We start from the raw sequence: 24265 nt of genomic DNA, 5'->3' as shown, positions 1-24265 counted from the left end.
AAATTTTCATCTGACATAAAAAGGTAATAGGATAAATCAGACGAATTCTATATATAGGCATTGAGATTATTCAGGGCATAGGAGGTATTATGAGGAAAATAGCAATATCGTCGATTATTGTACTAATTGCCTGTCTAAACCTTATTAGTTGTTCCTCTAAGCAAAGTGACTTGAATCAAGCTGCAGAAGAGGTTGAGAAATATAACAACAGTGAAACTATTCCTAGTGTACAAGGACTTGAAATCAAAGAGATTGATCTGTTAGCAGATCCGTTGGGACAGGGACGAGACTCCATTATTTATACTTTTACAGATAAGAAAGGAAAGCTCGGTAAAGCAAATAGTATCAGTATTGATACTCAAATATTGTATGGACCTTATAAAGGAACGGATGTGTTTAAGCTCACTGTGAGCAAAGTAGAGGTGATCTATGAAGAGGACATGAATAAAAAAGTGATCAATGGAATTGAAATGGAATATAAAACGATAAATGACCGAATCCTTATTTCCGCCAGATCCCAAGGGGAATCTTATACCTATGAAGCGAAAATCAATGATGAGTATACGGTGAAGAAACATTTCGATCTGTTCTATGAAGTGATCAGCAGTAGAAATTTCGATTGATAATGGGAGGGCTACGATGATAATTATGATTAATGGGGCATTTGGTGTGGGCAAAACCACAACAGCCCAGCTAATTCAATCACAGATTCCCAACAGTATGATATTTGATCTTGAAGAGATAGGATATATGCTAAGAAAAACCATTCCTGAAGAGATTAGACTACAAGAGGAGAGAACGGATGATTTTCAGGATTTAGAGTTATGGAGAATTCTAACGGTACGGACGCTGGACCTACCAACAAACGATAAAGTGTCTGAATACGCTAACGAATGACATGTATAAAGAACACTTAGATACGGATCATTTAACTACAAATGAAATTATACATAGAATTTTGTTAAGAATCAGATTAGCTCCTTAAAGAGTTGGATCAGATGAACATAAAAGTAATCGTCAAATAGCCCATTCCATGACAGCAAGGTTTGGGCTGTGATTTCTTATTTTGGGTCAATTCCGTTTTTTATCTTTGGGAGGAGAACAGATGAATGAATCTACTTCGTGTAGAGGGATTGTTTAAACAATTTGGAGAAATTACCGCTGTTAATCGGATTAACTTTCAAATTGAAAAGGGGCGCTGTATGGCCCTATTAGGACCAAATGGGGCAGGAAAAACAACGACATTGAAAATGCTATGTGGTCTTATCAAACCAAATGAGGGAACTATTCAGTTTTCCGAAATGAATGGTGTTGATTTGCGTCAGTATATCGGATATATGCCTCAGTATCCGGTATTTTATAATTGGATGTCAGGTCGCGAATTCATTAATTATGTCGGATCTCTGGCTCACATGAATCGGGCTGACCTAAAGGTGCGCACGCCAGAGTTACTTGAACTTGTAGGTTTGAAAGATGCGCTAAATCGTAAAATTGGTGGATACTCTGGAGGTATGAAACAACGACTTGGATTGGCTCAAGCGATGATACATTCCCCAAAATTATTAATGCTGGATGAACCTGTGTCGGCACTTGATCCAATCGGCAGACGGGAAGTACTTGATATGATGCAAATGATTAAAAAAGAAACTACCATATTGTTCTCAACACATGTGTTGCATGATGCAGAGGAGATAAGTGACGATGTCGTCATCATGCGTGGTGGAGAAATTGTTCTAGATGGTTCGTTATCCAATATTTTGGAAAGAAACCAAAAACCTATCATAAAGATTCAGGCGGAGTGCTCTTTAGAAACTTGGGCAAGCGATTGGAAGGATAATGATTTAGTCGAAATGATTGAAAATATCGATGGTGGTTACCAGTTTACAGTTCGTGATATACATAAAGCTAAAGAACAAATTTTTGCTGACCTAGCTAATAAAAAAATACCTGTGCTCAAGTTTGAAGTTGCGCAAACATCACTTGAAGATTTGTTTATGAAGGTGGTGCAAAGATGAATCAGTGGAAGATCATGTTTCGTAAAGAAATGTTAGAAATGTGGAGAAATTCAAAGTGGATATGGCTCCCCATTGTCTTTATACTGTTTGGGATTATGCAGCCTGTAACTGCATATTATCTACCTCAAATTTTAAAAAACACAGGAAGTCTGTCTAAAAGCGCGGTGATTAATATTCCATTGCCAACTGGAGGAGAAGTGTTAATTAAGACTCTTTCCCAGTACGGAACCATAGGATTGTTAATTATTGTGCTGGCATCTATGGGTATGGTTTCCAACGAAAGGATAAGTGGGGTTGCAGGAATGATTTTAATGAAGCCGGTGAAATTCGCATCTTATTTGACTGCAAAATGGGCAGCTGCACTGACTATCACACTATTTTCTTTCTCACTTGGATTTTTTGTTTCTTGGTATTATACATGCTCATTAGTGGGTGAAGTCAACTTTTCAAGAGCATTTGTTAGTTTCTTGCTATATTGTTTGTGGTTAGCTTTTATTGTCACAATTACCTTATTGGCAAGCACATCATTTAATGAGAATGCTGCAATCGCGTTTATAACGCTTGCTTTTGCCACCGTCTTAACAGTTTCGGCAAATGTCTTTACTAAATACATGCATTGGAGCCCCTCACATCTCACTGACCAGGCCACAACCTTTTTAGTGAAAGGAGAGTTTGCTTCTCATTTATCGTTAGTGCTAATAGTAACTTCATTGTCGATAATTCTACTACTGTATATGTCTATTTACGTTTTCAAGAAAAAGCAACTAGAGACCTAAATAAGGACACTTTATTCTTAGGCATAATAAATCATATCAAGGAGAGATGTTGCAATGCTTACGGAATTTGTGAAAAAAAATAAATACCTTGCTCTCGGAATATTATTTTTATTGTTGGCTTCTGGAGCCGTTTCGAAATTTGTACGTGGCCGAATGATTGATGTTTATCTTAATGGAGGGTTGGCTGTTATTGTTCTAATAGTAATGCTCTTTTTTGCTATGAAAGATAAACGGAAATAGTTCTGTGTTTATTATAACCTAGATGGAAAGTTCCGCATTCCAGGAGACGATACAGCATGCCCGTCGAAGATATGCCTATAATCTCATGACTGGCTTAGGGTTTACAGGTATGCTGGATTTTACGCTTACACATAAAACTATTAGGAGGTATCTATTTAGCCCCCTAGAAGATTTGGACAGTACACCCCTTATTCAAATACAATAGTAGACGGAGGGGAACGTTATGAAGCGTGTACAATATGATCTAAATTTCAAGCAGGAAGTCGTTCGAAAAGGGAAAGAGATTGGGAACTTTACAGCGGTTGCTAGACAGCATGAACTAGATCCCAAGATGGTATTACGATGGGCAAGAGATCTGAATCGTAAAGATGTAGATCAGTTAGACGGTACGAGCAAAAGACAAGCCCAGTTTATCCCCACCGCTGAAGATTTTAAACAGCTTGAGCATGAGAATGAAAAACTGAAGAAGCTACTCGCGGAACAAGCCCTGGAAAGGGAAATTCTCAAAGACCTACTAAAAAAAACGAACCCAAACTTACGGATAAAATAGAAATTGCTCGTAAATATATCGATAAAGGGCATTCAATTAGCCTGGTGCTCCGTGTACTCGAAGTCGAACGCTCAACGTACTATGCCCATGTCAAAGAAACGGCACAGAATCCGATTCAAAGGGTAGGGCGTCCTGCACCCGGATACTCGTATACCACCACTGGAACTCGCGTGAGCGACGAAGAAATCTGTGAATGGCTTATGGAGTTCTTGGCGGGTGAGGGAGCCTCGTTTGGGTACCGCAAGCTGACCGTTCTTCTAAAAAGACGCCACCAACTTGTGATTAACAAGAAGAAAATCTACAGGCTGTGTACGCAGTTGAATGTCTTGCGTCCGCAGCGTGAGTTGAAACTGAAACATCCCCGAAGACTCGCAAACAACCGTGTGATTACGGGCTCTAATCAGTTGTGGGAGACGGATATAAAGTATGGCTGGATGGCGGGTGAGTGTCGGTTTTTCTTCATAATGTGCATCTTAGACGTATTCGATCGTGCCATTATTTCGTATCACCTCGGCTTAACTTGTGAAGCGAGGCATCTGGTTCAGATTACACAGGAAGCCCTGATGAAGCGTCAGCTATTTGATAAGCCCAAGGAAGAGAAGCCGTTCATCCGCTCTGATAATGGTCCACAGTTCATCAGTCACCGGTTTGAAGAAGCTTGTGAAACGTTTGGAATCACTCATGAACGAATTCCTCCACGAACGCCAAATAAGAATGCGCACATCGAATCTTTCCATTCTATTTTGGAGGCGGAATGTTATCAAAGGCATGAATTCGAGTCGTATCCTGAGACCTACGAGATCGTTACGCAGTTTATTCAGGACTATAATCAGCAAAGGATTCATGGGAGTATTTACGACCTATCTCCCTACGAATATATCGATGCCCTACAGAAAAACTTGGTAAAACCTAAAGAAATCAAGGTCTAAAATGCAGAAATCGAAGGAAAGAAGAGCAAATTCGAGTTATTTTATGAAAGCATCTGGTTAAGGGGTGCAGTGTCCAGCATAAGGGTGTTCAACCGGTTTGACCTGATGAATACAAGAATACCAACTCCATTTAGTTATTCAACTGCAGTTGTAGCTGGAGATTCAGTCTATCTCGGATTGCATAGAGGATTTGGAGACAGTTTTACAGAACAGATTCACGATACCTTTGTACACTTAAAGAAAACGCTTCTTCGCTAAAGTGAATGTTACATGTCTGTTTAATAGAGAAAGTGTCCATACTGTCTAGTAAGAAAATTACGAGGGCGGGATGGAAGATGTGGACCCCATTAAGCAAGCAAGATAATCTAATGAATGATGTGTTCAAGATCATGTTAGACTTGGAAGAACCATGGAAATTAGTGGATATTGAGCATGATCCGCAAGAAGAAGCGTGGCACTTATTTATTGACTTTGAACGTGGAGCCCTCTTTCCCTGTCCGCATTGTGGGACACTTTGCAAGGCCTACGATGCAGAAAAAAAGCAGTGGCGCCATCTTGATGTTTGGAAATGGAAAACCTATATTCATGCTCGGGTTCCTCGAACCGACTGCAAAAAATGCAATAAGATCACGATGATTTCGGTGAAGTGGTCACGTCCGTTGTCGCATTTCACTTTGGATTTTGACGCTTGGGCAATGCGATTAATGGCTGAAATGCCGGTGAATGCAGCAGCGCGTGAATTACGAGAGCACGATACACGGATGTGGCGAATCTTTCATCACTACGTTGAACAAGCCATGAACGAGCTGGACTTGACCTCTGTTCGGCGGATCGCCATCGACGAAACGTCCTCACGCCGAGGTCATCGTTATATTACCTTGTTTGTGGACGTGGATACCAAAACGATACTTTTCGCAACGGAAGGAAAAGGGAAAGATACCCTGGCACGTTTCAAGCAGCATCTCCTTCGAAAAGGCGTAGAACCCGTGCAAATACAGGAAATATGTTGTGATATGTCTCCCTCCTTTATTGGAGGAATTAAAGAGCATTTCCCTACAGTTGAAATTACTTTTGATAAGTTCCACGTCATGAAGATGGTTAATGATGCTGTAGATGAGGTGCGCAAAACCGAGCAGAAAGAAGAGCCTAGACTCAAACGGAGCAAATTTTTATGGTTAAAGAATGAAGCTCATTTGAAGGCGGAACAACGAGAAACCCTACAAAGCCTCAAGGACCAAAACTTAAAAACCGGACGAGCTTATCGCTTGAAATTAGCAATGCAGGAGCTATGGATAACTCCACATGTGTTTGCTGACGTTTACTTGCGAGAATGGTTAAGCTGGGCTAGACGTTCGCAGTTGGAACCGATGATGGATCTGGCCAAGACCGTAAAGCAACATGAAGAAGGCATTCTTCGTTGGTTCCATAGCCGGATGACCAATGGCTTGCTTGAAGGCATTAATGGATTGGTGCAAGCGTCCAAACGAAAAGCACGCGGGTATAGAAACGTCCACAATTTAATCGCAATGGTATACATGACCGCTAACAAAAATCGACTGTCAGCGCTTGCCGCACAGAGGTCCTAAACCGGTCTTTACCCCTTTCCATTTATACCATTTCCTTAAGAATCTATGGATACCAAAGTATCTATGAAGCTATTTCTATGCAGCGTTACCCATCCAGTAGAGCGAAGAGCCAAGAAAACGCTGCTTCAAGTCGATGTACCCCTGGAGAATATCGTTAAGGTAAATGTATACCTTAAATACATTACAGACCTGCCTGAGATGGAACGGGTGTTTAGTGAGTATTTTGAAAAAGATAAATTTCCAGCAAGAATGACTTCGACATCCGAATTTATTGATGCAGACTGTCTGATGATGATCGATGGCGTGGCCTATAAAGGACTTATGTAACAGGACACTATACAGTTGCTCAGTAGGAAATACTAATGATCTATCACGTAGGAGGTTTTCTCCATGTGCACAAGCTTCGTTGTTCATGCAGACAAGACAGTTATTGGTATGAACTTCGATATTTCCCGTAGACCCATTAAAATAGCTCTGCTAGGAGACGATCAGCTTCTAGTTCTACAGAATGACAATGGACAATTCTATCCAGCGTTCGGAATGAATGGTCGGGGTACATTTATGAATTTGTTGATGGTTGATCCCATTGAAGCAGGCAATTATAGACGGGGGAAAAATTGCATACACATCATGAAGTTATTTGATGAAGTTCTTTCAGGACAGATGGAGTTAGCGCAATTACCTGATTATTTAGATAGTAATGCCATTGTTAATGTTCCCAACCAAAGTGTACATAGTATGATAGCTGGAAGGAATCGCGAGACTTACATTGTTGAGCCAGGAAGAAAACATCTTGAAATGGACTCAAACAGCAGTAATAAGGATTTCATGGTACTTACTAATTTCCCTTTATCTGAATATATCAGTAGTGAAAATAGGCTTGTAAATGGACCAGGGGAAGATAGATATATTAAGGCATGTGACATGATTACTGATCATAAAGAAACCTTTAATTTGCAATCTGGATTCGACGTGCTTCAGGAAACCGTGCAGCACAGTGGAGACTATCCAACTCAATGTTCGATGGTATTTATTCCAGATGAAAGTAAGGTTAGTTTTACTCTGAATGGTAATTTCACTAAGGTTTATGAGTTTTCATTTATTACGAAGAGAATTCAGAGTGTTGAAGGTTTTACCAGTAATCAGAGTCTGACGCTTTCCAAAAAAGGTGTATTGCTAACAGAACTTGAAGGTTGGTGAGACAAGAAAGGCTGCTTTTGCATCTTAAAGATACGCATAGGCAGCCTTCAAGTTATTTAGATTTTATTTTTGGAAATGCCATTTATACTTGGGACATAATCGTCAGCTTTATTGATATTCAACATCTCTTTTTCATCTTTAGTATAGCCATTTTTCTGTTGATTGTTTTTCTGATCTGCGCGATTATCCGTAGGGTCCTTTTTGGGATCGGCGCTATTTTTGGGCATGAACTTCACCTCCATTTTCGTAGACCTAGTATTAGATGATGGTTTGCATTTTATCCCAGTGGTCCGAAACTTTGGCGATGGAAGAGGATTCTACTGTACAAAATATACTCAAGAAAAAGTAGCGTTTATAAATATTTCCTTCGATTTATGTCTAGAGGGGATTGACCTCAAGCAAACTTCGTGAGAAAATGTACGCGTGTACATTGATGTTTTTTTTAGAGGAGGATTTCTTATCACCAGCCGAAAAGAGGTTGCTGAGCTGGCAGGCGTCTCAGAAGCCACAGTATCCCGCGTGCTCAACAATGTTGGCCCACTGAAGGAAGAGACGAAATTGCGAGTGCTGGCGGCGGCAGCTAAGCTTGGCTATACACCCAGCTCCTTAGCCCGCAGCTTTGCGCGCAGACGAAGTGGGAATTTGGGCGTGGTTATGCCTTATTTGCCGAAGGCACGGTTGTTCTCCGCTTATTATTTCTCGGAAATCCTAAGCGGAATCGGGAGTAAAGCAAGAGAAGAGGGCTATGATCTGCTAATGCTGTTTCGTGATGCCAATGAGCCAATGGACTATTGTGGATTGTTTCGGATGCGAAAGGTTGATGCATGTATTGTACTGGGTGCGAAAGAGGAGCCCGGCGAACTGACAGCGCTACGACTTCTGAAGGAGGAAGGGCATGCTTTCTGCCTGATCAATCAGCATTTTGAAGGGGAGTCCTTTCATGAGGTGGATGCGGATCATGTGGAAGGCAGCTGGCAGGCCGTAACTCATTTGTTGGAACAAGGCTGCACGCGAATCGCCTTCCTCAATGGTCCTGAAGCTTACTCGAACAGTCGTGACCGCATGCGAGGATATACTCGTGCTTTAACTGAGGCGGGAATTGCACTTGACTCAACGCTGCAGTTCGAAGGCAATTTCAGCCGCAGGAGTGGTGTAGCTGCCGCTAAAGAGATGGTTACACGACTCGAACAGATCGACGGCATTGTTGCCGCCAATGATCGAATGGCCATTGGCCTGCAGCAGGGTTTGCGGGAGCTGGGCGTCTCGGCTGAACGCATGCCTGCTATCGTTGGTTATGACGATTCGGATGCCGCTGAACTTACAACCCCTGCGCTCAGCAGTGTGCGGGTTCCCTTTTATCGGCTGGGTGAGCTAGCTGCTGCCAAGGTACTGGAGATGCCTGACGGCGATCCGGATGCATCTGTCCAGAAAGTTCGGATTAAACTTCCCACTGAGCTTATCATTCGTGCTTCATCCCAGATCAATAAATCGAGGAGGACTTAGATGAAACAGCTGCGCATTGGAATGATTGGTTACAAATTTATGGGCAAAGCTCATAGCAATGCCTACCGAAGTCTGCCCATGTTCTTCCCAAAGGCTTTGAAACCGGAAATGTCCGTGATTTGTGGACGTAATGCCGAGGACTTGGACAAGGCAAGAGAGCAGTTTGGCTGGGCTGAAAGTGTAACAGATTGGAAGGATTTGATCTCCCGCGCGGATATTGATCTTATTGATATTAATGCGCCAAGCAATGCACATAAAGAAATAGCGTTGGCTGCCGTGAAGGCTGGCAAGCATATTTTCTGCGAGAAGCCATTAGCGTTGAACTTGGCCGATTCCCGTGAAATGCTGCAGGCTGCAGAAGAAGCTGGTGTCGCTCATATGGTCGGCTTCAACTACAGGTTCTCTCCAGCTGTCAGGCTGGCGAAGAAGCTGGTGGAGAGTGGACGACTTGGCAAGATCTATCATTTTCGCGCCTGCTTTTTGCAGGATTGGATATTGGACCCCAATTTTCCATTAGTGTGGAGATTGCAAAAGGAAATTGCCGGTTCAGGCTCGCACGGAGATCTTGGTGCTCATCTAATTGATCTAGCTCATTTCTTGGTGGGTGATGTGCAGGAAGTCATTGGGATGAGTGAAACCTTCATCAAAGAGCGTCCGCTCGCTACTGAAATGACTGGATTAAGTGCCAAAGGCGATACAAATGCTCCTAAGGGAGCCGTCACTGTAGATGATGCCACACTGTTCTTGGCCCGTTTTGTAAACGGTACCATCGGTAGCTTTGAGGCTACACGGTTTGCTGCCGGTCATCGCTCTACGAATTCTTTTGAGATTAACGGCAGTCTTGGCAGTGTGAAATTCGATTTCGAACGGATGAATGAACTGGAGGTTTATCTCACCTCTGATGCTGAGGATGTACAGGGCTTTCGCCGGGTGCTCGCTACTGATCCTGCACATGAATATGCAGAAGCGTGGTGGCCGCCAGGTCATACGATTGGTTTCGAGCATACATTTATTCACGAAATGCTGGAGCTATCATCAGCGATTGAGGAAGGGCGCCAGCCGGTGCCAAATTTCCATGACGGCGTGAAGTGCCAAGCTGTGCTGGAAGCCGTAGAACGTTCAATTGATGAACGGCGCTGGGTTGAATTGTCCGAGATGTAAACATCAAATAGAAGGAGTGTTGAACATGAGAAAAGCATTGATCGTATGGGGCGGTTGGGACGGACATGAACCGGAGCAGGTCGCCGGAGTATTCGCTGAGCTGTTGCGGGAAGAGCAGTTTGAAGTTGAGGTATCCAATACGCTGGAGGCTTTTGCAGATGCTGACAAGCTGCTCGGTCTGGATCTAATTGTTCCCGTCTGGACGATGGGAGAAATTTCCCAGCAATTTGTTGATAACGTATCCACTGCTGTGCAGAATGGTACCGGACTTGCGGGTTGTCATGGCGGGATGTGTGATTCATTCCGTAAGAATACGGATTGGCAGTTTATGACGGGCGGACAATGGGTAGCACATCCTGGCAATGATGGAGTGAACTACGCGATACAATTTCCTCAGAGCTCCAGTCCGCTGGTAGCAGGCATGGAGGATTTCAATGTTTCGTCTGAGCAATATTATCTGCATGTTGATCCTGCGGTAGAAGTGCTTGCAACCACCCGTTTCCCTGTAGTAGACGGACCTCATTCGCTCAACAAAGCAGTAGATATGCCTGTAGCCTGGACCAAACGCTGGGGATTGGGCCGAGTATATTACAATTCATTAGGTCATCATGCTGACATTGTTGAGCAGCCCCAGGTGAAGGAAATGATGCGCAGAGGACTGCTCTGGGCTGCAGAAGGTAAACAGAATGCTGCGTTGAGTCAAACGGATGTTGCGAAGATTGGTAATAGTTATAGCGGTATGGCAGACAGTCAATAAATTGTTGGGAGCGATCAATCAATGGACAAAGTAAAAGTCGGCATCATTGGCTGTGGTAAGATCAGCAGTATCTATATGGAGAACTGTCAGAAGTTCGCAGTTCTGGAGCTTATCGCTTGTGCAGACATGGATTTGACGAGAGCACAGGAGCAGGCCGATATATACCATATTCCGCGCGTTTATACTACAGAGCAATTATTAAATGATCCTGAGATCGAGATTGTGATCAATTTAACGATTCCTGCAGCACATGCCGAGGTTACCCTGCGTGCACTGGAAGCTGGCAAGCATGTATATGTAGAGAAGCCGTTAGCTGTGACTAGAGAAGAAGGTCGCAAAGTACTCGCAGTGGCCAAGGAAAAGGGTCTGCTTGTGGGCAGTGCACCGGAAACCTTTCTAGGTGCAGGTATTCAGACGGTACTGAAGCTGATTGATGAAGGTGTAATTGGCCGACCAGTTGCCGCAACCTCATTTATGCTGGGACGCGGTCATGAGCATTGGCATCCTGATCCGGAATTCTACTATGCTGCAGGTGGTGGACCGATGTTCGATATGGGCCCCTATTATTTGACGGCGCTGGTGCAACTGCTGGGTCCTATTCATACGGTAGCTGGCATGACCGGCAAAGCGCTGCAAGAGCGAACGATTACGAGCGAGAAGAAGTCTGGGCAAAAGATTCCGGTTGATATCCCGACCCACGTTGCCGGAACACTGCAATTCCACAGCGGGGCGATTGCAACGCTGATCACCAGCTTTGATATCTTTGGGGGCAGCGATTTGCCACCAATAGAAATTTACGGGACTGAAGGAACGATTCAAGTTCCCGATCCGAACACCTTTGGCGGACCTGTGAAATACCGGCGCGTCGGTGAACAAGACTGGACAGAGCAGCCGCTGGTGCCTGGTTACGACCAGAACACGCGAGGCATTGGACCCGCCGATATGGCTTATGCCATTCGTACTGGACGCAAACACCGCGCCAGCGGTGAGCTTGCTTATCATGTGCTGGAAGCGATGTGGGCCTTTCATGATTCTTCCGATTCTCGTAGTTTCTATGAGATGGAGAGCACCTGCGAACGTCCGGCTGCACTTCCGTTAGGACTACAGCCATATACATTGGATTAATAAATGCTGGAAACGGACTCTAGTAGAGCATCTACTGGTGTCCTTTTTTTTCGAAAGATAAGAATTAATATGATTTTCGGAGATTGAAGTGCATCTCCTAAAAAGTTAAAATACGCATAAGCCATTTCCGCTGGAAGAAATAGAGAATAGAGGGGAATTCTCTATTCTCGATAAGGAAGTTGATGCTCTCAACCACTAGCTCTCCAGTGAAAATGATGTATAAAATACAACAATATTTGTTATATCTATTCTGCAACTAGGAATTGTTGGATGAAATACAACATTCACTAACTGTAGTGTCTGTTATGAATCAAATTGTTGTATTCCATACAAGAATTTAATAATAAGCGGCTATTTTCGAGAGGTATGTTGCAAAAAATACAACATTTAGCCGAAATCTGCTGCGCCCAGTCCATTATTTCTCCTATATCTCATAGGTCCATCCCTCTCGACTCCTCTCACAATAAAGACGAGTGCATGAAGCTTAAGGACCGTCTAGAGAACATAGTGGCAGTCTACGCTGTCTGTTGGGAGTGTAAGTACACGGAGGAAATCGCGATGATTTCGCCTCCATTCACTTGTGAGTAACGGCTTAAGGTTTTTCTCACTTGGATTTACCAGTTATTTACGTAAACTAGAGGGGGTCCGCCCTTTATATTGCTTGAACAGCTTGGTGAAGTAGTTGGGATTATCGCAGCCCACTCTGCCGGCAATTTCTGTCACGGTAAAGTCAGTTTCTAGCAGCAGCCGCTCGGCTTCATTTACCCGGCACAGGTTCACATAATCTATGAAGGTTCGTCCAGTTAGCTTTTTGAAGGTTTTGCAGAAGTGGTACGGATTAAGATTGACGGATTTCGCAGCGTTGTCGATCGTCATTTTATCTTCAAAATGCCCATCTAGATATTCCAGCAGTGGCTTGAAACGTTCGCGATTGAACGATTGGCGTTCATTAGCTCGAGTAGATAACTGCTGCGGCAAAAAGGTTCTAGACATCAGCGTGAAGAGTAGATGTAGTTGATTTTTGATCACCAGCTGGAAGGCCGGACCTTTGGTATGTACTTCCTCTATCATAGTGTACAGGAGTGAAAAATAGGCGGAGCACGCGGGTACTTGTTCTGCAGGCTTGACCGGGAACTGATAACGGTTGTCTAGATAGGGTGCAACGAATTGTTCATGCTGCGGATCTTGATTCCAATCCTTGAACAAGGAGGCATTGAACACGATAGATACGTAACGAACATGCTCGTCCCACAGACTATATCCAACATGCAATCCGCCCGAAGGCACGAAGATCACGTCTCCGGGATTTGCCTCATACGGTTGACTGTCCACATGGAATATTGCGCTGCCCTGCTGCATGAGTATAATCTCGAAGTGCTCATGCCAGTGTAGAAATAGGATGTTCTGGGCGGCCTTTACCTTCTTGCAATCATTAAAAAACAGGCGAAACGGATACGTTTTCTCCTCCAGCTGAGGATATTCTTTAAGCTCTTTCGGATAAGTCACGACGGTTTCAACTCCCACAAGATTCAGCTATAACTACACAAGATAAGAAGAGATTTGACTAGAAATGACGAATATACTTAGGTAGCTGAACTTAATATAAACCAATATTGGAGTGGTCACAAGATGAAGGATACATTGCGCATAGGTACATTAGTAGGGGGCGGGGATGCAGTCAGAGTTATCCCGCAGATCATAGGTCATGGTTTTGAATCATTTAGCTTAACTTTCTGGCAGACTACAGGGAAGACAGACTTAGTTGAAACGGCTAAACGTGTCTCGGAATTGGCTGCAGAACATGATTTTATTATTTCTTCTGTCGGTATCTTCGGCAATCCACTCACGAATACAGGTGACAACTCGGATACGCTAGCTAGCTGGGAGCAGTTGATTGATCATGCCCATTTATTTGGGACAGATATGGTGTCAGGCTTTACCGGTCGGATTCCTGGTGTATCTATCGATGAGTCAATTCCAAAGTTTACTGAGGTATTTGGTGAGTTGACCAAAAGAGCCGCGGATCGCGGACTGCGCATCGCCTTTGAGAATTGCTCTATGGACGGAAACTGGCAAACCGGAGACTGGAATATTGCCCACAATCCAATGGCTTGGGAAAAAATGTTCAACGCCGTACCGGCCGAAAACCTCGGCCTGGAGTGGGAACCTTGCCATCAGATGGTCGCGCTGATTGATCCGATCCCACAGCTGCGCAAATGGATGGATAAAGTGTTCCATGTCCATGGCAAAGATGCCACTATAGCTTGGGATATTATAAAAGAATACGGTATCCATGGTCCGAAGCCGTATGTGTGGCACCGGACACCAGGGTTTGGAGATACGAACTGGTCAGATGTAATTACAATTTTACGTCAGGCAGGTTATAAGGGCACCATTGATATCGAAGGCTGGCATGACCCCGTCTATCGGGATGAGCTGGAGATGACCGGACAAGTTCATGCGCTGAATTATTTGAAGCAATGCCGTGGTGGCAGCTTCGTGCCGAATCCGGCTTAAGGCTTAAGGGAGGGGGAGCAAGATGACAGCACAATACCGTGTAGCTATTGCTGGTTGTGGCGGAATGGCGAATGAATGGGTTGATTACGCGCTGAAGCGCCAGGATATTGAAATCGTAGCACTGGTCGATATTAGGCTGGAGTCAGCAGCGGTTATGGCCGAGAAGCATGGGCTTTCCTGTTTGAAATTTACGGATCTCAAGCAGGCAATTCAGGAAACCGCTGCCAATCTCGTATTTGATGTGACCATTCCCGGAAGCCATTTCACAATTGCCACGACTGCCTTAGAGCTAGGCTGTGATGTGTTTGGGGAGAAACCGCTAGCGGAAACGATGGAACAGTGCAATCAGATCGTAGCGTTGGCAGAGCGTACCGGGAATACGCATGCGGTCATGCAAAACCGTCGATATGATCCAAGAATCCGTTCCCTGCGAAATCTCATCACGACGGACACGATCGGCAGAACGGGATATATCGGGGCTAACTTTTTTCTGGCTCCGCATTTCGGAGGCTTCCGTGAGGCTATGAACAGTCCTTTACTGCTGGATATGGCTATCCATACCTTTGATCAAGCTCGCTTCATTAGCGGAGCTAATCCTGTAACCGTTTACTGTCAGGAATTTAATCCTCCAGGCTCATGGTATGAGGGGAATGCGGCTGCGATCTGTATTTTTGAAATGTCAGACGGCTCTGTATTCTGCTATCAAGGCTCTTGGTGTGCTGAAGGCGCACCTACTTCATGGGAAGCTTCCTGGCGGATTACCGGAGAGAAGGGTACGGCCATTTGGGATGGCTTGGGTATGCCTTATGCCGAGGTGGTTGCTGCTGGAGATCAAGCTGGCAAGTTCATACGCGATTATGAACGGATCGAGGGTCAGACCGTTGAGATGAACAGTACGTTCCATCACGGATGTCTGGATGAGATGTTCCTGTCACTGGCTGAGCAACGTCCGGCAGAAACGGATTGCCGCGATAACCGCTATAGTATGGCTATGGTACTCGGGGCCTTGGAAAGCGCTAAGCAAGGCAGGAAGATTGAACTTGCCGATTTTATGAATAACTCGGGAAGTTGATATATCTTTGTTTCATTCATCCAAAACCAGCTAACACTCCAATGTGTTAGCTGGTTTTTTTGATAAAATCGATTCATTATTATTGCCTAGAAACCGTCCAGACGGTATAGTGAAATTAGAATGCAAATAAGGAGACGGCTTAGTATGAAGGGTGACAACAGTTTTACTAAACAGGATATAATCCTTAAGGCAGCTTCCAGTATTGTACAAAGGAATGGCGTAGCTCAGCTGACTCTGGAAGCCGTAGCGAAGGAAGCCGGAATTAGCAAAGGAGGACTGCTGTACCATTTTCCGAGTAAAGAAGCTTTAATAAAAGGCATGGTAGATAAGCTGAATGAGAGTTATGGAGCAGAAATTCAGCGCAAGGCGGAGGAGGATCAGCAGAGTCGAGGCGCTTGGAGCAGGGCCTATGTGGAAGCTACTTTTAACGAGCTGGATTGTGGAGTGGCCATGAGTTCTGCTTTATTCGCTGCCGCTTTTGCCAATCCGAAGCTGCTCGAAGGCATGCAGGCGCAGTATAAGATCTGGCAGAATCATATCGAAAATGACGGTACGGACAGTGTACACACCACGATTGCCAGACTAGCCGCAGATGGTTTGTGGTTTGCTGAGATGTTCGGATTGGCACCTCTGGAACAAGAGCTGAGGAACAAAGTCTATAACGAATTGATTTCTTGGACGAAGGAGGAACGGAACTAATGGCATATCTATACTTAATGCTCTCCATTGCAGGTGAACTATTTGGCACCTCCATGCTCAAAGCTTCGCAAGGCTTCACACGGCCTCTTCCGGCTGTAGGGGTTATTGTTGGCTTTCTGTTTTCATTTTTCTTTCTATCCATTACTTTGAAATCAATCCCCCTAAATACAGCCTATGCTATCTGGTCCGGAATAGGGTCAGTCGCCACGGTCATTATATCGGTACTGATCTGGAAAGAAAAAATCTCCCTTGGCAGCTTAATCGGTATAGCTTTAATTGTTATTGGTGTAGTCGTATTAAATTTCTTTGGTCCCGGACATAGCGACTCGCCAGAGGCAGCCAAGACAGAACAACTCTCCCAGTGATTGAGTGAGGCATCTATAATGGTTTAAACTAGCTTGGAGTTAGCGGGATGAAAGTTAGTATCCCAGGGTATGTTAAGGGGAAAAGAGAGTAAGGGAGTGCATCATGATGGCAAGAAGACATAGGAAATATGCGGTGCCAGGGGTGGAACAGGAAATGCAGACTTTCAAAGCAAATGTAATGAAGCGTGAAGGATATGCTGTTGATCAGAATCGACCGAACGATGTGAAATATGAAGTGGCTAAGGAACTAGGTATACCTCTGCAGGTAGAGGGCAATGGTGCTCTGACTACGGAATCTGTGGGCCAAGTTGGTGGCAGAATCGGTGGCTCCATGGTCCGGGAAATGGTCCGTCTTGCCCAAGAGCAATTAGCGAAGGGAAACCAACTTAAATGAGGTCTCAGACAACGCCGGTTTTATCAAAAACGGATAAGAAAATGACCATCCAATTATTGCAATTGGATGGTCATTTTCTTTCTATTTAGAACCCTTTATATTGGGGTTCTTCATTCTCCAATTCAGTTACCCGGCTCTCTACCTGTTGAACAATTTGCTGCGTTTGCTGAGCAGCATTGGTGAACAGGTTTTTGGCATCTTGATTCTGAGTTTCCATGGCAAATTGCTCAAGACTGGCTTGTGCGCTTTTTAATGAAGAGACGCAGGTCTTCACTTGTGAAGATACGGTCATTTAAGTTTTCCTCCTTTATTTTGGTAGTTCTAGTATGAACGCTTACTATTATCTACATGAGCTACGGCCGTCAATCAGGTAATATATCCCAATTTCCGACTGCATGGATTTTTCCATAAATAAGAAGTGGAATTGTGGGTTGATCTGATCTTCTTTGACAAATAATGAGTGTTAATGATTAGCAGGATTAATAAAAGGAGGTTTATTGGAATGCCAGAATGGGTAGAGGTTATTTTGCGAACCATGTTCGCGGTGGTTGCACTTTTCTTTTTAACGAAATTGCTGGGAAAAAGACAGGTTTCACAGCTTTCGTTCTTTGAGTATATTACAGGGATTACCCTCGGAAGCATAGCCGCATATGTGTCTCTGGATACGGATAAGACTTGGCATTTGGGGGTCATTGCACTGCTTGTCTGGGTAGCTTTCTCCTATGGAATTGAATTTTTACAGATCAAAAGTAAAAAGGCGCGGGACTTTATTGATTTCAAAGCAACAGTATTGATTAAAGACGGAAAGATCCTAGAAGATAATATGAAGAAAGAGCGCCTTACTACCGATGAATTACTGGAGGAATTGCGCAAGAAAGATGTGTTCAAAGTAGCGGATGTCGAGTTTGCGATTATGGAGTCGGACGGAGCCATCAACGTGTTGCTTACGCGGGAAAATCAACCGCTGACACCAAAACATCTTGGAGTTAAGGTAGCACCGGAGCAGGAAACGCAAGCTGTCATTATGGACGGCAAGGTTCTGGATGAACCACTGGATACTCTGGGCCTGACTCGTGGCTGGCTGCAGGGGCAGCTGGATAAGCTTGGTTTTACCGTCGAGAATGTATTTCTGGGCCAGGTAGATTCTTACGGTGAACTAACCGTAGACTTATATGCAGACAAAGTAGAGGTGCCTCAGCCTCAAGAAAAACCACAACTATATGCTTTGCTAAAAAAATGTGAAGCAGATCTGGAAATGTTCAGTCTATCTACGGAAAATAAAGCGGCCAAGCAAATGTATGAGCAGTGCTCTGAGCAATTGCAGGCGCTACTGGTAACTCTAAAGCCATTGATACAGAGTTAGCTACCTCCTATTTTTAATTCCGCTGCAACGGCGCTATACTATAAACGAATGTTATTTTATTTTTCGTTTATAGAGAGGGGGCTGTTAATCATGAAATATGTGAAACTGGGCTCAACCGGTCTGGATGTATCGCGGATATGCCTTGGCTGTATGAGCTATGGTATTCCTGAACGTGGAGCGCATGCCTGGACGTTGAATGAAGAACTGAGTCGGCCTTTTATTCAAAAAGCGCTTGAACTGGGCATTAATTTTTTTGATACGGCCAATATTTATTCCGACGGGACAAGCGAAGAGATTGTCGGCCGCGCCTTGAAGGATTTCGCTGCTAGGGATGAGGTGGTTATTGCTACCAAAGTGCACGGCCGTATGCGTCCGGGACCTAACGGTGGAGGACTGTCACGCAAGGTGATCTTAAGCGAAATTGACCACAGTCTTAAACGTTTAGGAACCGATTATGTGGACCTGTATCAGATCCATCGCTGGGACAATGAAACCCCAATTGAAGAGACGATGGAAGCTTTGCATGATGTTGTTAAGTCCGGCAAGGCTCGCTATATTGGCGCTTCCTCCATGTATGCCTGGCAGTTTCTTAAGGCTCTACATACAGCAGAGCGAAATGGCTGGACCCGTTTTGTCTCTATGCAAAACTATGTGAACCTGTTGTACCGTGAAGAGGAACGTGAAATGTTGCCACTGTGTGCAGCAGAAGGTATTGGAGTTATACCTTGGAGTCCACTTGCACGTGGTCGGCTGACTAGAGATTGGGAAGAGACAAGCTCCCGCTCCGAAACGGATGAATTTGGCAAAATGCTCTATTCCAGAACAGATGAAGCAGATCGACTCGTTGCTTTGAGAGTGAAGGAAATCGCTGAGGAACGTGGCGTTCCACGCGCACAGATTGCCTTGGCTTGGGTCCTGCAGAAGCAGCCTATAACTGCCCCGATTATCGGAGCAACAAAGATGCATCATCTTGAGGATGCAGTACAGGCCGTCGAGCTTCAGCTTAGTGCAGTTGAAATTCAACGTTTGGAAGAGTCTTATGTACCGCATCCGGTAATTGGCGGATTAAATTAACTGGAATTGAAAATTCACTTTACCTACAAGGAATCGGCCCTGCGCCGGTTCCTTGTTGCTGTATTTAGAGGTAGCGGGAGTATAATTTGGCATCAGAATGGCAAACTAAGTGAGATTTAGAGTTACTTTGATGGAGGTGACAGGAATGTCGGGAAATATGCTTGAGGTTATTAAAGGACAATTGGCAGGCTGTAGTGATGCCGTATATCAGTCTATTCAGGTGCATGAGCATTCTTGTCTTTTAATGTACATTCCATCCATTGTAGATACTCGAAGTTTGCATGAGAATATTACTGCGGCGTTAAAAGCAGAGGCAATTGCAGACCATAAATGGCCGAACTTTTTGGAGCGTCTTGATCAGGGTTCCGCTTTTTCTATCCCTTATATTAAAGCTTATGATGCACAGAAAGCAGCGGATCTCATTGTTGCTGGCAATGCGTTGTTGTGTATTGAAGAACTGCCATTTGTTTATTATTTTGAAATAAGCCAATATCAGAAAAGAGCCGTCTCTCAATCACAGAATGAGCTGGTTGTTATTGGCCCCCAAGAGGCCTTTATCGAAGATATCGAAAGCAATCTGTCTCTGCTTCGGCATAGAATCAAGCACCCTGACTTAAAGACAAAGCATTATACTATCGGGAAATATACAAAAACAGATGTTTATGTGGTTTATATTGAGGGTTTATATAAGCCTGAAGTTCTAGCCGAAATTGATGAGACGCTCCAGGGAATCAACACGGACGGTATTCTGGGTATCAGCTATTTGGCGGAGTATTTGAGGCATAGCAACTTCTCCCCGTTCCCCCTTTATCAATATACGGAACGTCCCGATTCTGTCGCTGCATCATTAATGGAAGGACGAATCGGAATATTACAGGATGGTACGCCCTCCACCTTACTTATGCCAACTACTTTTTTTTCGCTGCTGCAGTCCTCCGAGGATTATTATCAGAGCTTCTATGCAGGGAGCTGGATTCGGTTGGTACGCTTCTTTTTCTCCATTATTTCGATGATTCTTCCTTCGCTTTATGTGGCGATTACAACCTTTCATTCCGAGATCATTCCCTCCAACCTCTTGATAACCATTGCTTCTGCCAGGGAAAACATTCCCTTCTCAGCTTTAACGGAGGCTATCATCATGGAGCTTACCTTTGAGGCTTTACGAGAAGCTGGGACACGAATCCCCAAACCTGTTGGACAGACCGTCTCCATTATTGGCGGCATCGTTATTGGTCAAGCAGCTGTACAGGCCGGGATTGTCTCGGCTCCAATGGTTATTGTGGTTTCCATTACGGGTATTGCTTCCTATATTATCCCCCATTTGGAGCTGGGTCTGACCTTTAGATTGCTCCGTTTTGTGTTGCTGTTATTAGGTGGAATGATGGGCTTGATCGGTGTATTCGCCGCGGCCTTTGTTATTTATGGTCATTTAGCTAACCTCAAATCGTTTGGTACCCCCTATTTACAACCGGTTGCCCCGCTTATTTTTCAGGATTGGAAGGATACCTTATTTCGTGTTCCAACCACGCTTATGGACAAGCGCAGCTCGGCCTATACCAATAGGAATGTAAGGAGAAAGGGCAAAAAATGAGAACTCTGAAGCTAGGACTTATTCTGATGCTGCTGGTAACTCTCACTGGGTGTTGGTCCAAAGTAGAGCTTGATGAATTAATCTTCGTCTACGGCCTATATATTGATTCTGGTAAGGAACCGGGAACGGTTGAGATTACGATTAGTGCGCCATTACCCAATCGACTGATGTCCGGACAGCAGGCAGGAAGTGGAAGTGGAGACGGAAAAAGCTATGCTACAGTTTCGAAGACAGCGGCTACATTGCCGGAGGCCATAAGCTTGATTCAAAAGGATCTTACCCGTCAGATCAATCTTGCTCATATCAAAGTAGTTGTGATAGGGAAAGAGTATGCGAAGCAGGGAATTAGTGAGTTACTGGAATGGTTCAAAAGAGACCCTGGGTTCCCTCTGGGAACCTATATAATGGCAAGTCCAGGGAACGCCAAGGAAATCACGCAATTGACACCTATTTTCGAACAGCAGCCCTCACAAGTGTTGATGGAATTCGCTGCAGAGAAATTTATGTTTGATACCACCGTAAAGGATTGCTTATTAGCTGAAGCTTCTGGGATGGGTTTTGCTATGACCTATCTTTCCTTTGGCCAGAAATCGGAGGTGAGTGAACAAGGGAAGCCGGAGTTTTGGGCAGGAATACAAGGAGCAATGTTATTTAATAAAACGAAGATGAGGGGAACACTCAAGATTAAGGAAAGCAAGGCACTTGCTTGGGCTGAGGGTCTTCTCAAGTATCCGCTTTATTCCATAACTTGGAATGATGGTAAGGGGGCTGCTACAGCTATTTTTGTTAGCGCCAAATCTTCGAAGCATGTAACTATGTCTAAGAATGGGCCTGTCTTCAAGGTGCAGTTGAAGGGAAGGACTAGTATCATCTATAAGAAAGACTTTAAGAACACAAACCTGGAAGATGAGGAACGCTTAATAGTGACTACACTTCAGAATATAGTATCTAAAGATGTAGCAAAAGCAATTCAAAAAACTCAAGAAGCGGGCAGTGATGTTCTACATCTTGGCTTGCTCATGGAGTGGAATTATCCGAAGAAATGGGAAAAGCTTCGTGAACAGTGGGACGATTATTATGCTCATGACGCTGATATAAAGGTTACAGCGGATTTTCAAATTGATGATTTTGGAACTGAGAAATAACCTTAGAAGAAGGGAGAAATTATGCGTACATCGAAATGGCAATTATTTCGTTTCACATTGATTTACTTCAGCTCTCAAACCACAATTTTTCTCATTCCGACCATTATCACAAGCTCTTCTTATCAAGGTTGGATTTCTTTATTTGTAGGCTGTGGATTAAGTCTGATTGTATTATGGTTTACGATCCATTTGGGCAAGTTGAAGTCGGATCAGGCATGGGTAAGCTTTGGTAAAGATATCGTTGGCAAATGGGTGCATAAATTCATGCTTGTCCTGCTATTAAGCTGGTGTGTATACTATGCCTCCTTTGATATCGAGAATTTTGTTTTATTTTTCGCTTCGAATTACTTAAGAGGCACTCCGCCTTTATTCATTCAATGTGTTATTGGGCTAGTCATTATGTATACGGCAAGTCTTGGGTTCTCTACGATAGTGTATATGTCAGATGGGATTTTCTTGATATTTATAATTGCGATTACCTTTACATTCTATTTGTTCATTCCTGGAGCGGACTTTAATATGCTGCCTGCGTTCTTGCATTACCATGATCCGGGATTAGCTATCAAAGACTCCATTATGGTGATGACATGGTTTGCCGAATGGGTGGTATTTTTATTTGTGGCGCCGGATTTGAAAATAGAAATTAAAATGCTGAAGAGATTGATGCTTGCCGGGATCTGTGTATTCTTAACCATCTTGATCGGCTGGATGCTGACCTTGCTTAATTTCGGCCCTCGTTTGGGCCAGGAGCTGCAATATCCTTTTTTGGAGATGATCCGTAGTTCTTCGTTTGATGATCTGCTAGGAAACTCTGATCCTCTATTAATTGGATTATGGTCATCCTCCATGTTTATTCACAGTTCCTTCCTAATTTATGTCGCATTCAGATGTGCCTCCTATCTAACTAAAGGAAGAGGCAAAAAGTACCTGATTCCTGGCCTAACTGTGATTTCAATAGCAATAGCCTATTATTACTCCCGCAATCTTGCTACCTATTTCAAACAATACAATTCTTTTACAGTTGTTATTCTATGGCTCATTATAGAATGCATCCCCGTCTATTACACGATCATAGCCTTCCTGCGATTTCGAAAAAAAGAGAATAAAACGACGCGCTGAAGCAGCTGTTGTTATTTGGGGAGTTATATTTTGGATACGCTTTCTGTTATGATTAAATTATTATATACATATCCTTTCTTCAGAAACGGACGGTGTTCTTCTTAATGAATCTTCAAGAGGTAACGGAACTTATTGAATCTATCAGGGCCAATCTGGCCAAAGTCATTGTCGGTAAAAAAGATGGAGTGGATCTGCTATTAACTGCGCTCCTCGCAAACGGTCATGTTCTATTGGAAGATGTGCCCGGCACGGGTAAAACACTGCTGGCCAAGGCGCTCGCCCGCTCGCTAAATTGCTCCTTCAAGCGAATTCAATTTACACCGGATTTGCTGCCTTCCGATTTAAGTGGAATTAACTACTATAATCAGAAGTTAGGTGAGTTCCAATTCCGCCCTGGTCCCGTTTTTGCCAACCTCTTACTTGCTGATGAGATCAACCGTGCAACACCGCGAACACAATCAGCACTGCTGGAGAGTATGGAAGAGCGACAGATCACCATTGATGGTGTAACGCACGGGCTGGAAGCACCGTTTCTGGTTATTGCCACACAGAATCCGATAGATAATCAGGGAACCTTTCCGCTACCGGAGGCACAGCTTGACCGCTTCCTGATGCGAATAACAACAGGTTATCCTTCATTCGAGGAAGGTATCCATATTCTCCAGCGGTTCCGCCAGAATAATCCACTCGAAGATATGGTTGCTGTCGCGAATGGACAAGACATACAGGAGGCGCAACGTTTCGCTGCTTCTGTCAGTATTAGTGATGATTTACTGGCCTATATTATCCGGATTACGGAAGCTACCCGGAAGTCTACGGCAGTGAAATTAGGGGCAAGTCCTCGTGCGAGCGGAGCCTTGCTTAGATCTGCGCAAGGTTATGCGCTACTCCAAGGTAGAGCATATGTCACACCGGATGATATCAAAGCGGTGGCGGTGGCTGTACTTGCCCATCGTATTCTTTTGCAGCATGGATTGAAATCACGTGAGGATCAAGGTGCAGAAATAGTGCTGCAAGTGCTTCGCGAGGTGGAGGTGCCGGCTGAACCCTCAACCCTCCTCAGAGGCGGAAGGGGGAACTAAGC

General features: G+C 44.2%; 28 protein-coding genes. 25 read left to right on the top strand and 3 right to left on the bottom strand.

Going from position 1 to position 24265, the window contains the following annotated elements; translation table 11 throughout:
- Positions 1-89 precede the first annotated feature (89 nt).
- The 10 genes from H1230_RS18485 (at position 90) to H1230_RS18435 (ending at position 7296) form a co-directional block, all read left to right on the top strand.
- A complete protein-coding gene (locus tag H1230_RS18485; protein WP_239711386.1) occupies positions 90-623 on the top strand; it encodes a hypothetical protein in 534 nt (177 codons plus the stop codon).
- A gap of 16 nt (positions 624-639) precedes the next feature.
- On the top strand, positions 640-897 hold the full coding sequence (locus H1230_RS18480) for an AAA family ATPase (protein WP_239711385.1): 258 nt from the start codon (positions 640-642) through the stop codon (positions 895-897).
- Positions 898-1109: 212 nt separating this feature from the next.
- Positions 1110-2015, top strand: coding sequence for an ABC transporter ATP-binding protein (locus tag H1230_RS18475; RefSeq protein WP_239711384.1), 906 nt, complete (start codon positions 1110-1112; stop codon positions 2013-2015).
- Positions 2012-2791, top strand: a complete 780-nt coding sequence (locus H1230_RS18470; protein ID WP_239711383.1) for an ABC transporter permease — start codon at positions 2012-2014, stop codon at positions 2789-2791. Before H1230_RS18475 ends, H1230_RS18470 begins: the two co-directional genes overlap by 4 nt.
- A gap of 54 nt (positions 2792-2845) precedes the next feature.
- On the top strand, positions 2846-3031 hold the full coding sequence (locus H1230_RS18465; RefSeq protein WP_239711382.1) for a hypothetical protein: 186 nt from the start codon (positions 2846-2848) through the stop codon (positions 3029-3031).
- A 223-nt stretch (positions 3032-3254) separates the two neighbouring features.
- Positions 3255-3581 (top strand): transposase, encoded by a 327-nt coding sequence (locus H1230_RS31425; RefSeq protein ID WP_275590894.1) that lies wholly within the window; start codon positions 3255-3257, stop codon positions 3579-3581.
- Positions 3582-3625: 44 nt separating this feature from the next.
- Positions 3626-4510, top strand: a complete 885-nt coding sequence (locus H1230_RS18450) for an IS3 family transposase (RefSeq protein WP_239711381.1) — start codon at positions 3626-3628, stop codon at positions 4508-4510.
- 335 nt (positions 4511-4845) lie between these two features.
- Positions 4846-6096 carry an ISL3 family transposase gene (locus tag H1230_RS18445; RefSeq protein ID WP_239711380.1) on the top strand — a complete coding sequence of 417 codons (1251 nt, stop codon included), beginning with the start codon at positions 4846-4848 and terminating at the stop codon, positions 6094-6096.
- 63 nt (positions 6097-6159) lie between these two features.
- Positions 6160-6423, top strand: a complete 264-nt coding sequence (locus H1230_RS18440) for a Rid family hydrolase (RefSeq protein ID WP_239711379.1) — start codon at positions 6160-6162, stop codon at positions 6421-6423.
- Between the two features lie 63 nt (positions 6424-6486).
- Positions 6487-7296, top strand: a complete 810-nt coding sequence (locus H1230_RS18435; RefSeq protein ID WP_239711378.1) for a hypothetical protein — start codon at positions 6487-6489, stop codon at positions 7294-7296.
- Positions 7297-7352: 56 nt separating this feature from the next.
- On the opposite strand, the gene H1230_RS18430 is transcribed toward H1230_RS18435, so the two are convergent.
- Positions 7353-7523 carry a hypothetical protein gene (locus tag H1230_RS18430; protein ID WP_239711377.1) on the bottom strand — a complete coding sequence of 57 codons (171 nt, stop codon included), beginning with the start codon at positions 7521-7523 and terminating at the stop codon, positions 7353-7355.
- Between the two features lie 196 nt (positions 7524-7719).
- Here H1230_RS18430 and H1230_RS18425 point away from each other — a divergent pair, with 196 nt between their 5' ends.
- Genes H1230_RS18425 through H1230_RS18410 form a run of 4 tightly spaced genes read left to right on the top strand, consistent with a single transcriptional unit; the run spans position 7720 to position 11842 of the window.
- Positions 7720-8799 (top strand): LacI family DNA-binding transcriptional regulator, encoded by a 1080-nt coding sequence (locus H1230_RS18425; protein WP_239711376.1) that lies wholly within the window; start codon positions 7720-7722, stop codon positions 8797-8799.
- Positions 8800-9960 carry a Gfo/Idh/MocA family protein gene (locus H1230_RS18420; protein ID WP_239711375.1) on the top strand — a complete coding sequence of 387 codons (1161 nt, stop codon included), beginning with the start codon at positions 8800-8802 and terminating at the stop codon, positions 9958-9960. It begins immediately after the preceding gene.
- Between the two features lie 25 nt (positions 9961-9985).
- On the top strand, positions 9986-10717 hold the full coding sequence (locus tag H1230_RS18415) for a ThuA domain-containing protein (protein WP_239711374.1): 732 nt from the start codon (positions 9986-9988) through the stop codon (positions 10715-10717).
- Between the two features lie 21 nt (positions 10718-10738).
- The gene (locus H1230_RS18410; RefSeq protein ID WP_239711373.1) at positions 10739-11842 is read left to right on the top strand and encodes a Gfo/Idh/MocA family protein; all 1104 of its coding nucleotides are present in this window, start codon (positions 10739-10741) and stop codon (positions 11840-11842) included.
- Between the two features lie 621 nt (positions 11843-12463).
- Here H1230_RS18410 and H1230_RS18405 read toward each other — a convergent pair.
- A complete protein-coding gene (locus H1230_RS18405; RefSeq protein ID WP_239711372.1) occupies positions 12464-13348 on the bottom strand; it encodes a helix-turn-helix domain-containing protein in 885 nt (294 codons plus the stop codon).
- A gap of 123 nt (positions 13349-13471) precedes the next feature.
- On the opposite strand from H1230_RS18405, the gene H1230_RS18400 reads away from it, so the two are divergent.
- The 5 genes from H1230_RS18400 to H1230_RS18380 all read left to right on the top strand — a co-directional run bounded on the left by H1230_RS18400 (position 13472) and on the right by H1230_RS18380 (position 16889).
- Positions 13472-14359 (top strand): sugar phosphate isomerase/epimerase family protein, encoded by an 888-nt coding sequence (locus tag H1230_RS18400; protein WP_239711371.1) that lies wholly within the window; start codon positions 13472-13474, stop codon positions 14357-14359.
- 22 nt (positions 14360-14381) lie between these two features.
- A complete protein-coding gene (locus H1230_RS18395; RefSeq protein WP_239711370.1) occupies positions 14382-15431 on the top strand; it encodes a Gfo/Idh/MocA family protein in 1050 nt (349 codons plus the stop codon).
- 144 nt (positions 15432-15575) lie between these two features.
- Entirely contained in the window at positions 15576-16130 is a 555-nt protein-coding gene (locus H1230_RS18390) for a TetR/AcrR family transcriptional regulator (protein ID WP_239711369.1), read from the top strand.
- A complete protein-coding gene (locus tag H1230_RS18385) occupies positions 16130-16495 on the top strand; it encodes a DMT family transporter (RefSeq protein WP_239711368.1) in 366 nt (121 codons plus the stop codon). Before H1230_RS18390 ends, H1230_RS18385 begins: the two co-directional genes overlap by 1 nt.
- A gap of 106 nt (positions 16496-16601) precedes the next feature.
- Entirely contained in the window at positions 16602-16889 is a 288-nt protein-coding gene (locus tag H1230_RS18380; protein WP_239717402.1) for an alpha/beta-type small acid-soluble spore protein, read from the top strand.
- 85 nt (positions 16890-16974) lie between these two features.
- On the opposite strand, the gene H1230_RS18375 is transcribed toward H1230_RS18380, so the two are convergent.
- A complete protein-coding gene (locus H1230_RS18375; RefSeq protein WP_154120654.1) occupies positions 16975-17181 on the bottom strand; it encodes a DUF1657 domain-containing protein in 207 nt (68 codons plus the stop codon).
- A gap of 210 nt (positions 17182-17391) precedes the next feature.
- Here H1230_RS18375 and H1230_RS18370 point away from each other — a divergent pair, with 210 nt between their 5' ends.
- From H1230_RS18370 to H1230_RS18345, 6 genes are all read left to right on the top strand, one after another.
- A complete protein-coding gene (locus tag H1230_RS18370; protein WP_239711367.1) occupies positions 17392-18252 on the top strand; it encodes a DUF421 domain-containing protein in 861 nt (286 codons plus the stop codon).
- Between the two features lie 90 nt (positions 18253-18342).
- Positions 18343-19326, top strand: coding sequence for an aldo/keto reductase (locus tag H1230_RS18365; protein ID WP_239711366.1), 984 nt, complete (start codon positions 18343-18345; stop codon positions 19324-19326).
- A 145-nt stretch (positions 19327-19471) separates the two neighbouring features.
- Positions 19472-20917, top strand: coding sequence for a spore germination protein (locus H1230_RS18360; protein ID WP_239711365.1), 1446 nt, complete (start codon positions 19472-19474; stop codon positions 20915-20917).
- Entirely contained in the window at positions 20914-22062 is a 1149-nt protein-coding gene (locus H1230_RS18355) for a Ger(x)C family spore germination protein (protein ID WP_239711364.1), read from the top strand. Before H1230_RS18360 ends, H1230_RS18355 begins: the two co-directional genes overlap by 4 nt.
- 21 nt (positions 22063-22083) lie before the next feature.
- Positions 22084-23181, top strand: a complete 1098-nt coding sequence (locus H1230_RS18350; protein ID WP_239711363.1) for a GerAB/ArcD/ProY family transporter — start codon at positions 22084-22086, stop codon at positions 23179-23181.
- Positions 23182-23285: 104 nt separating this feature from the next.
- Positions 23286-24263, top strand: a complete 978-nt coding sequence (locus H1230_RS18345; protein ID WP_239711362.1) for an AAA family ATPase — start codon at positions 23286-23288, stop codon at positions 24261-24263.
- Positions 24264-24265 lie beyond the last annotated feature (2 nt).

Origin of the sequence: Paenibacillus sp. 19GGS1-52 (genome assembly GCF_022369515.1) — a bacterium.
In the GTDB taxonomy this organism is placed as follows: domain Bacteria; phylum Bacillota; class Bacilli; order Paenibacillales; family Paenibacillaceae; genus Paenibacillus_AQ.
This window is presented reverse-complemented; position numbering and strand designations above follow the sequence as displayed.

What these genes read in the sequence shown, in the direction of transcription:
- H1230_RS18430 (WP_239711377.1), bottom strand. Translation starts at nt 7,523, where the DNA reads ATGCCCAAAAATAGCGCCGATCCCAAAAAGGACCCTACGGATAATCGC.
- H1230_RS18420 (WP_239711375.1), top strand. Translation starts at nt 8,800, where the DNA reads ATGAAACAGCTGCGCATTGGAATGATTGGTTACAAATTTATGGGCAAA.
- H1230_RS18345 (WP_239711362.1), top strand. Translation starts at nt 23,286, where the DNA reads ATGAATCTTCAAGAGGTAACGGAACTTATTGAATCTATCAGGGCCAAT.
- H1230_RS18365 (WP_239711366.1), top strand. Translation starts at nt 18,343, where the DNA reads ATGAAATATGTGAAACTGGGCTCAACCGGTCTGGATGTATCGCGGATA.
- H1230_RS18390 (WP_239711369.1), top strand. Translation starts at nt 15,576, where the DNA reads ATGAAGGGTGACAACAGTTTTACTAAACAGGATATAATCCTTAAGGCA.
- H1230_RS18380 (WP_239717402.1), top strand. Translation starts at nt 16,602, where the DNA reads ATGGCAAGAAGACATAGGAAATATGCGGTGCCAGGGGTGGAACAGGAA.
- H1230_RS18360 (WP_239711365.1), top strand. Translation starts at nt 19,472, where the DNA reads ATGTCGGGAAATATGCTTGAGGTTATTAAAGGACAATTGGCAGGCTGT.
- H1230_RS18350 (WP_239711363.1), top strand. Translation starts at nt 22,084, where the DNA reads ATGCGTACATCGAAATGGCAATTATTTCGTTTCACATTGATTTACTTC.
- H1230_RS18475 (WP_239711384.1), top strand. Translation starts at nt 1,110, where the DNA reads ATGAATCTACTTCGTGTAGAGGGATTGTTTAAACAATTTGGAGAAATT.
- H1230_RS18355 (WP_239711364.1), top strand. Translation starts at nt 20,914, where the DNA reads ATGAGAACTCTGAAGCTAGGACTTATTCTGATGCTGCTGGTAACTCTC.
- H1230_RS18385 (WP_239711368.1), top strand. Translation starts at nt 16,130, where the DNA reads ATGGCATATCTATACTTAATGCTCTCCATTGCAGGTGAACTATTTGGC.
- H1230_RS18410 (WP_239711373.1), top strand. Translation starts at nt 10,739, where the DNA reads ATGGACAAAGTAAAAGTCGGCATCATTGGCTGTGGTAAGATCAGCAGT.
- H1230_RS31425 (WP_275590894.1), top strand. Translation starts at nt 3,255, where the DNA reads ATGAAGCGTGTACAATATGATCTAAATTTCAAGCAGGAAGTCGTTCGA.
- H1230_RS18375 (WP_154120654.1), bottom strand. Translation starts at nt 17,181, where the DNA reads ATGACCGTATCTTCACAAGTGAAGACCTGCGTCTCTTCATTAAAAAGC.
- H1230_RS18470 (WP_239711383.1), top strand. Translation starts at nt 2,012, where the DNA reads ATGAATCAGTGGAAGATCATGTTTCGTAAAGAAATGTTAGAAATGTGG.
- H1230_RS18485 (WP_239711386.1), top strand. Translation starts at nt 90, where the DNA reads ATGAGGAAAATAGCAATATCGTCGATTATTGTACTAATTGCCTGTCTA.
- H1230_RS18480 (WP_239711385.1), top strand. Translation starts at nt 640, where the DNA reads ATGATAATTATGATTAATGGGGCATTTGGTGTGGGCAAAACCACAACA.
- H1230_RS18370 (WP_239711367.1), top strand. Translation starts at nt 17,392, where the DNA reads ATGCCAGAATGGGTAGAGGTTATTTTGCGAACCATGTTCGCGGTGGTT.
- H1230_RS18465 (WP_239711382.1), top strand. Translation starts at nt 2,846, where the DNA reads ATGCTTACGGAATTTGTGAAAAAAAATAAATACCTTGCTCTCGGAATA.
- H1230_RS18400 (WP_239711371.1), top strand. Translation starts at nt 13,472, where the DNA reads ATGAAGGATACATTGCGCATAGGTACATTAGTAGGGGGCGGGGATGCA.
- H1230_RS18445 (WP_239711380.1), top strand. Translation starts at nt 4,846, where the DNA reads ATGTGGACCCCATTAAGCAAGCAAGATAATCTAATGAATGATGTGTTC.
- H1230_RS18415 (WP_239711374.1), top strand. Translation starts at nt 9,986, where the DNA reads ATGAGAAAAGCATTGATCGTATGGGGCGGTTGGGACGGACATGAACCG.
- H1230_RS18435 (WP_239711378.1), top strand. Translation starts at nt 6,487, where the DNA reads ATGTGCACAAGCTTCGTTGTTCATGCAGACAAGACAGTTATTGGTATG.
- H1230_RS18395 (WP_239711370.1), top strand. Translation starts at nt 14,382, where the DNA reads ATGACAGCACAATACCGTGTAGCTATTGCTGGTTGTGGCGGAATGGCG.
- H1230_RS18440 (WP_239711379.1), top strand. Translation starts at nt 6,160, where the DNA reads ATGAAGCTATTTCTATGCAGCGTTACCCATCCAGTAGAGCGAAGAGCC.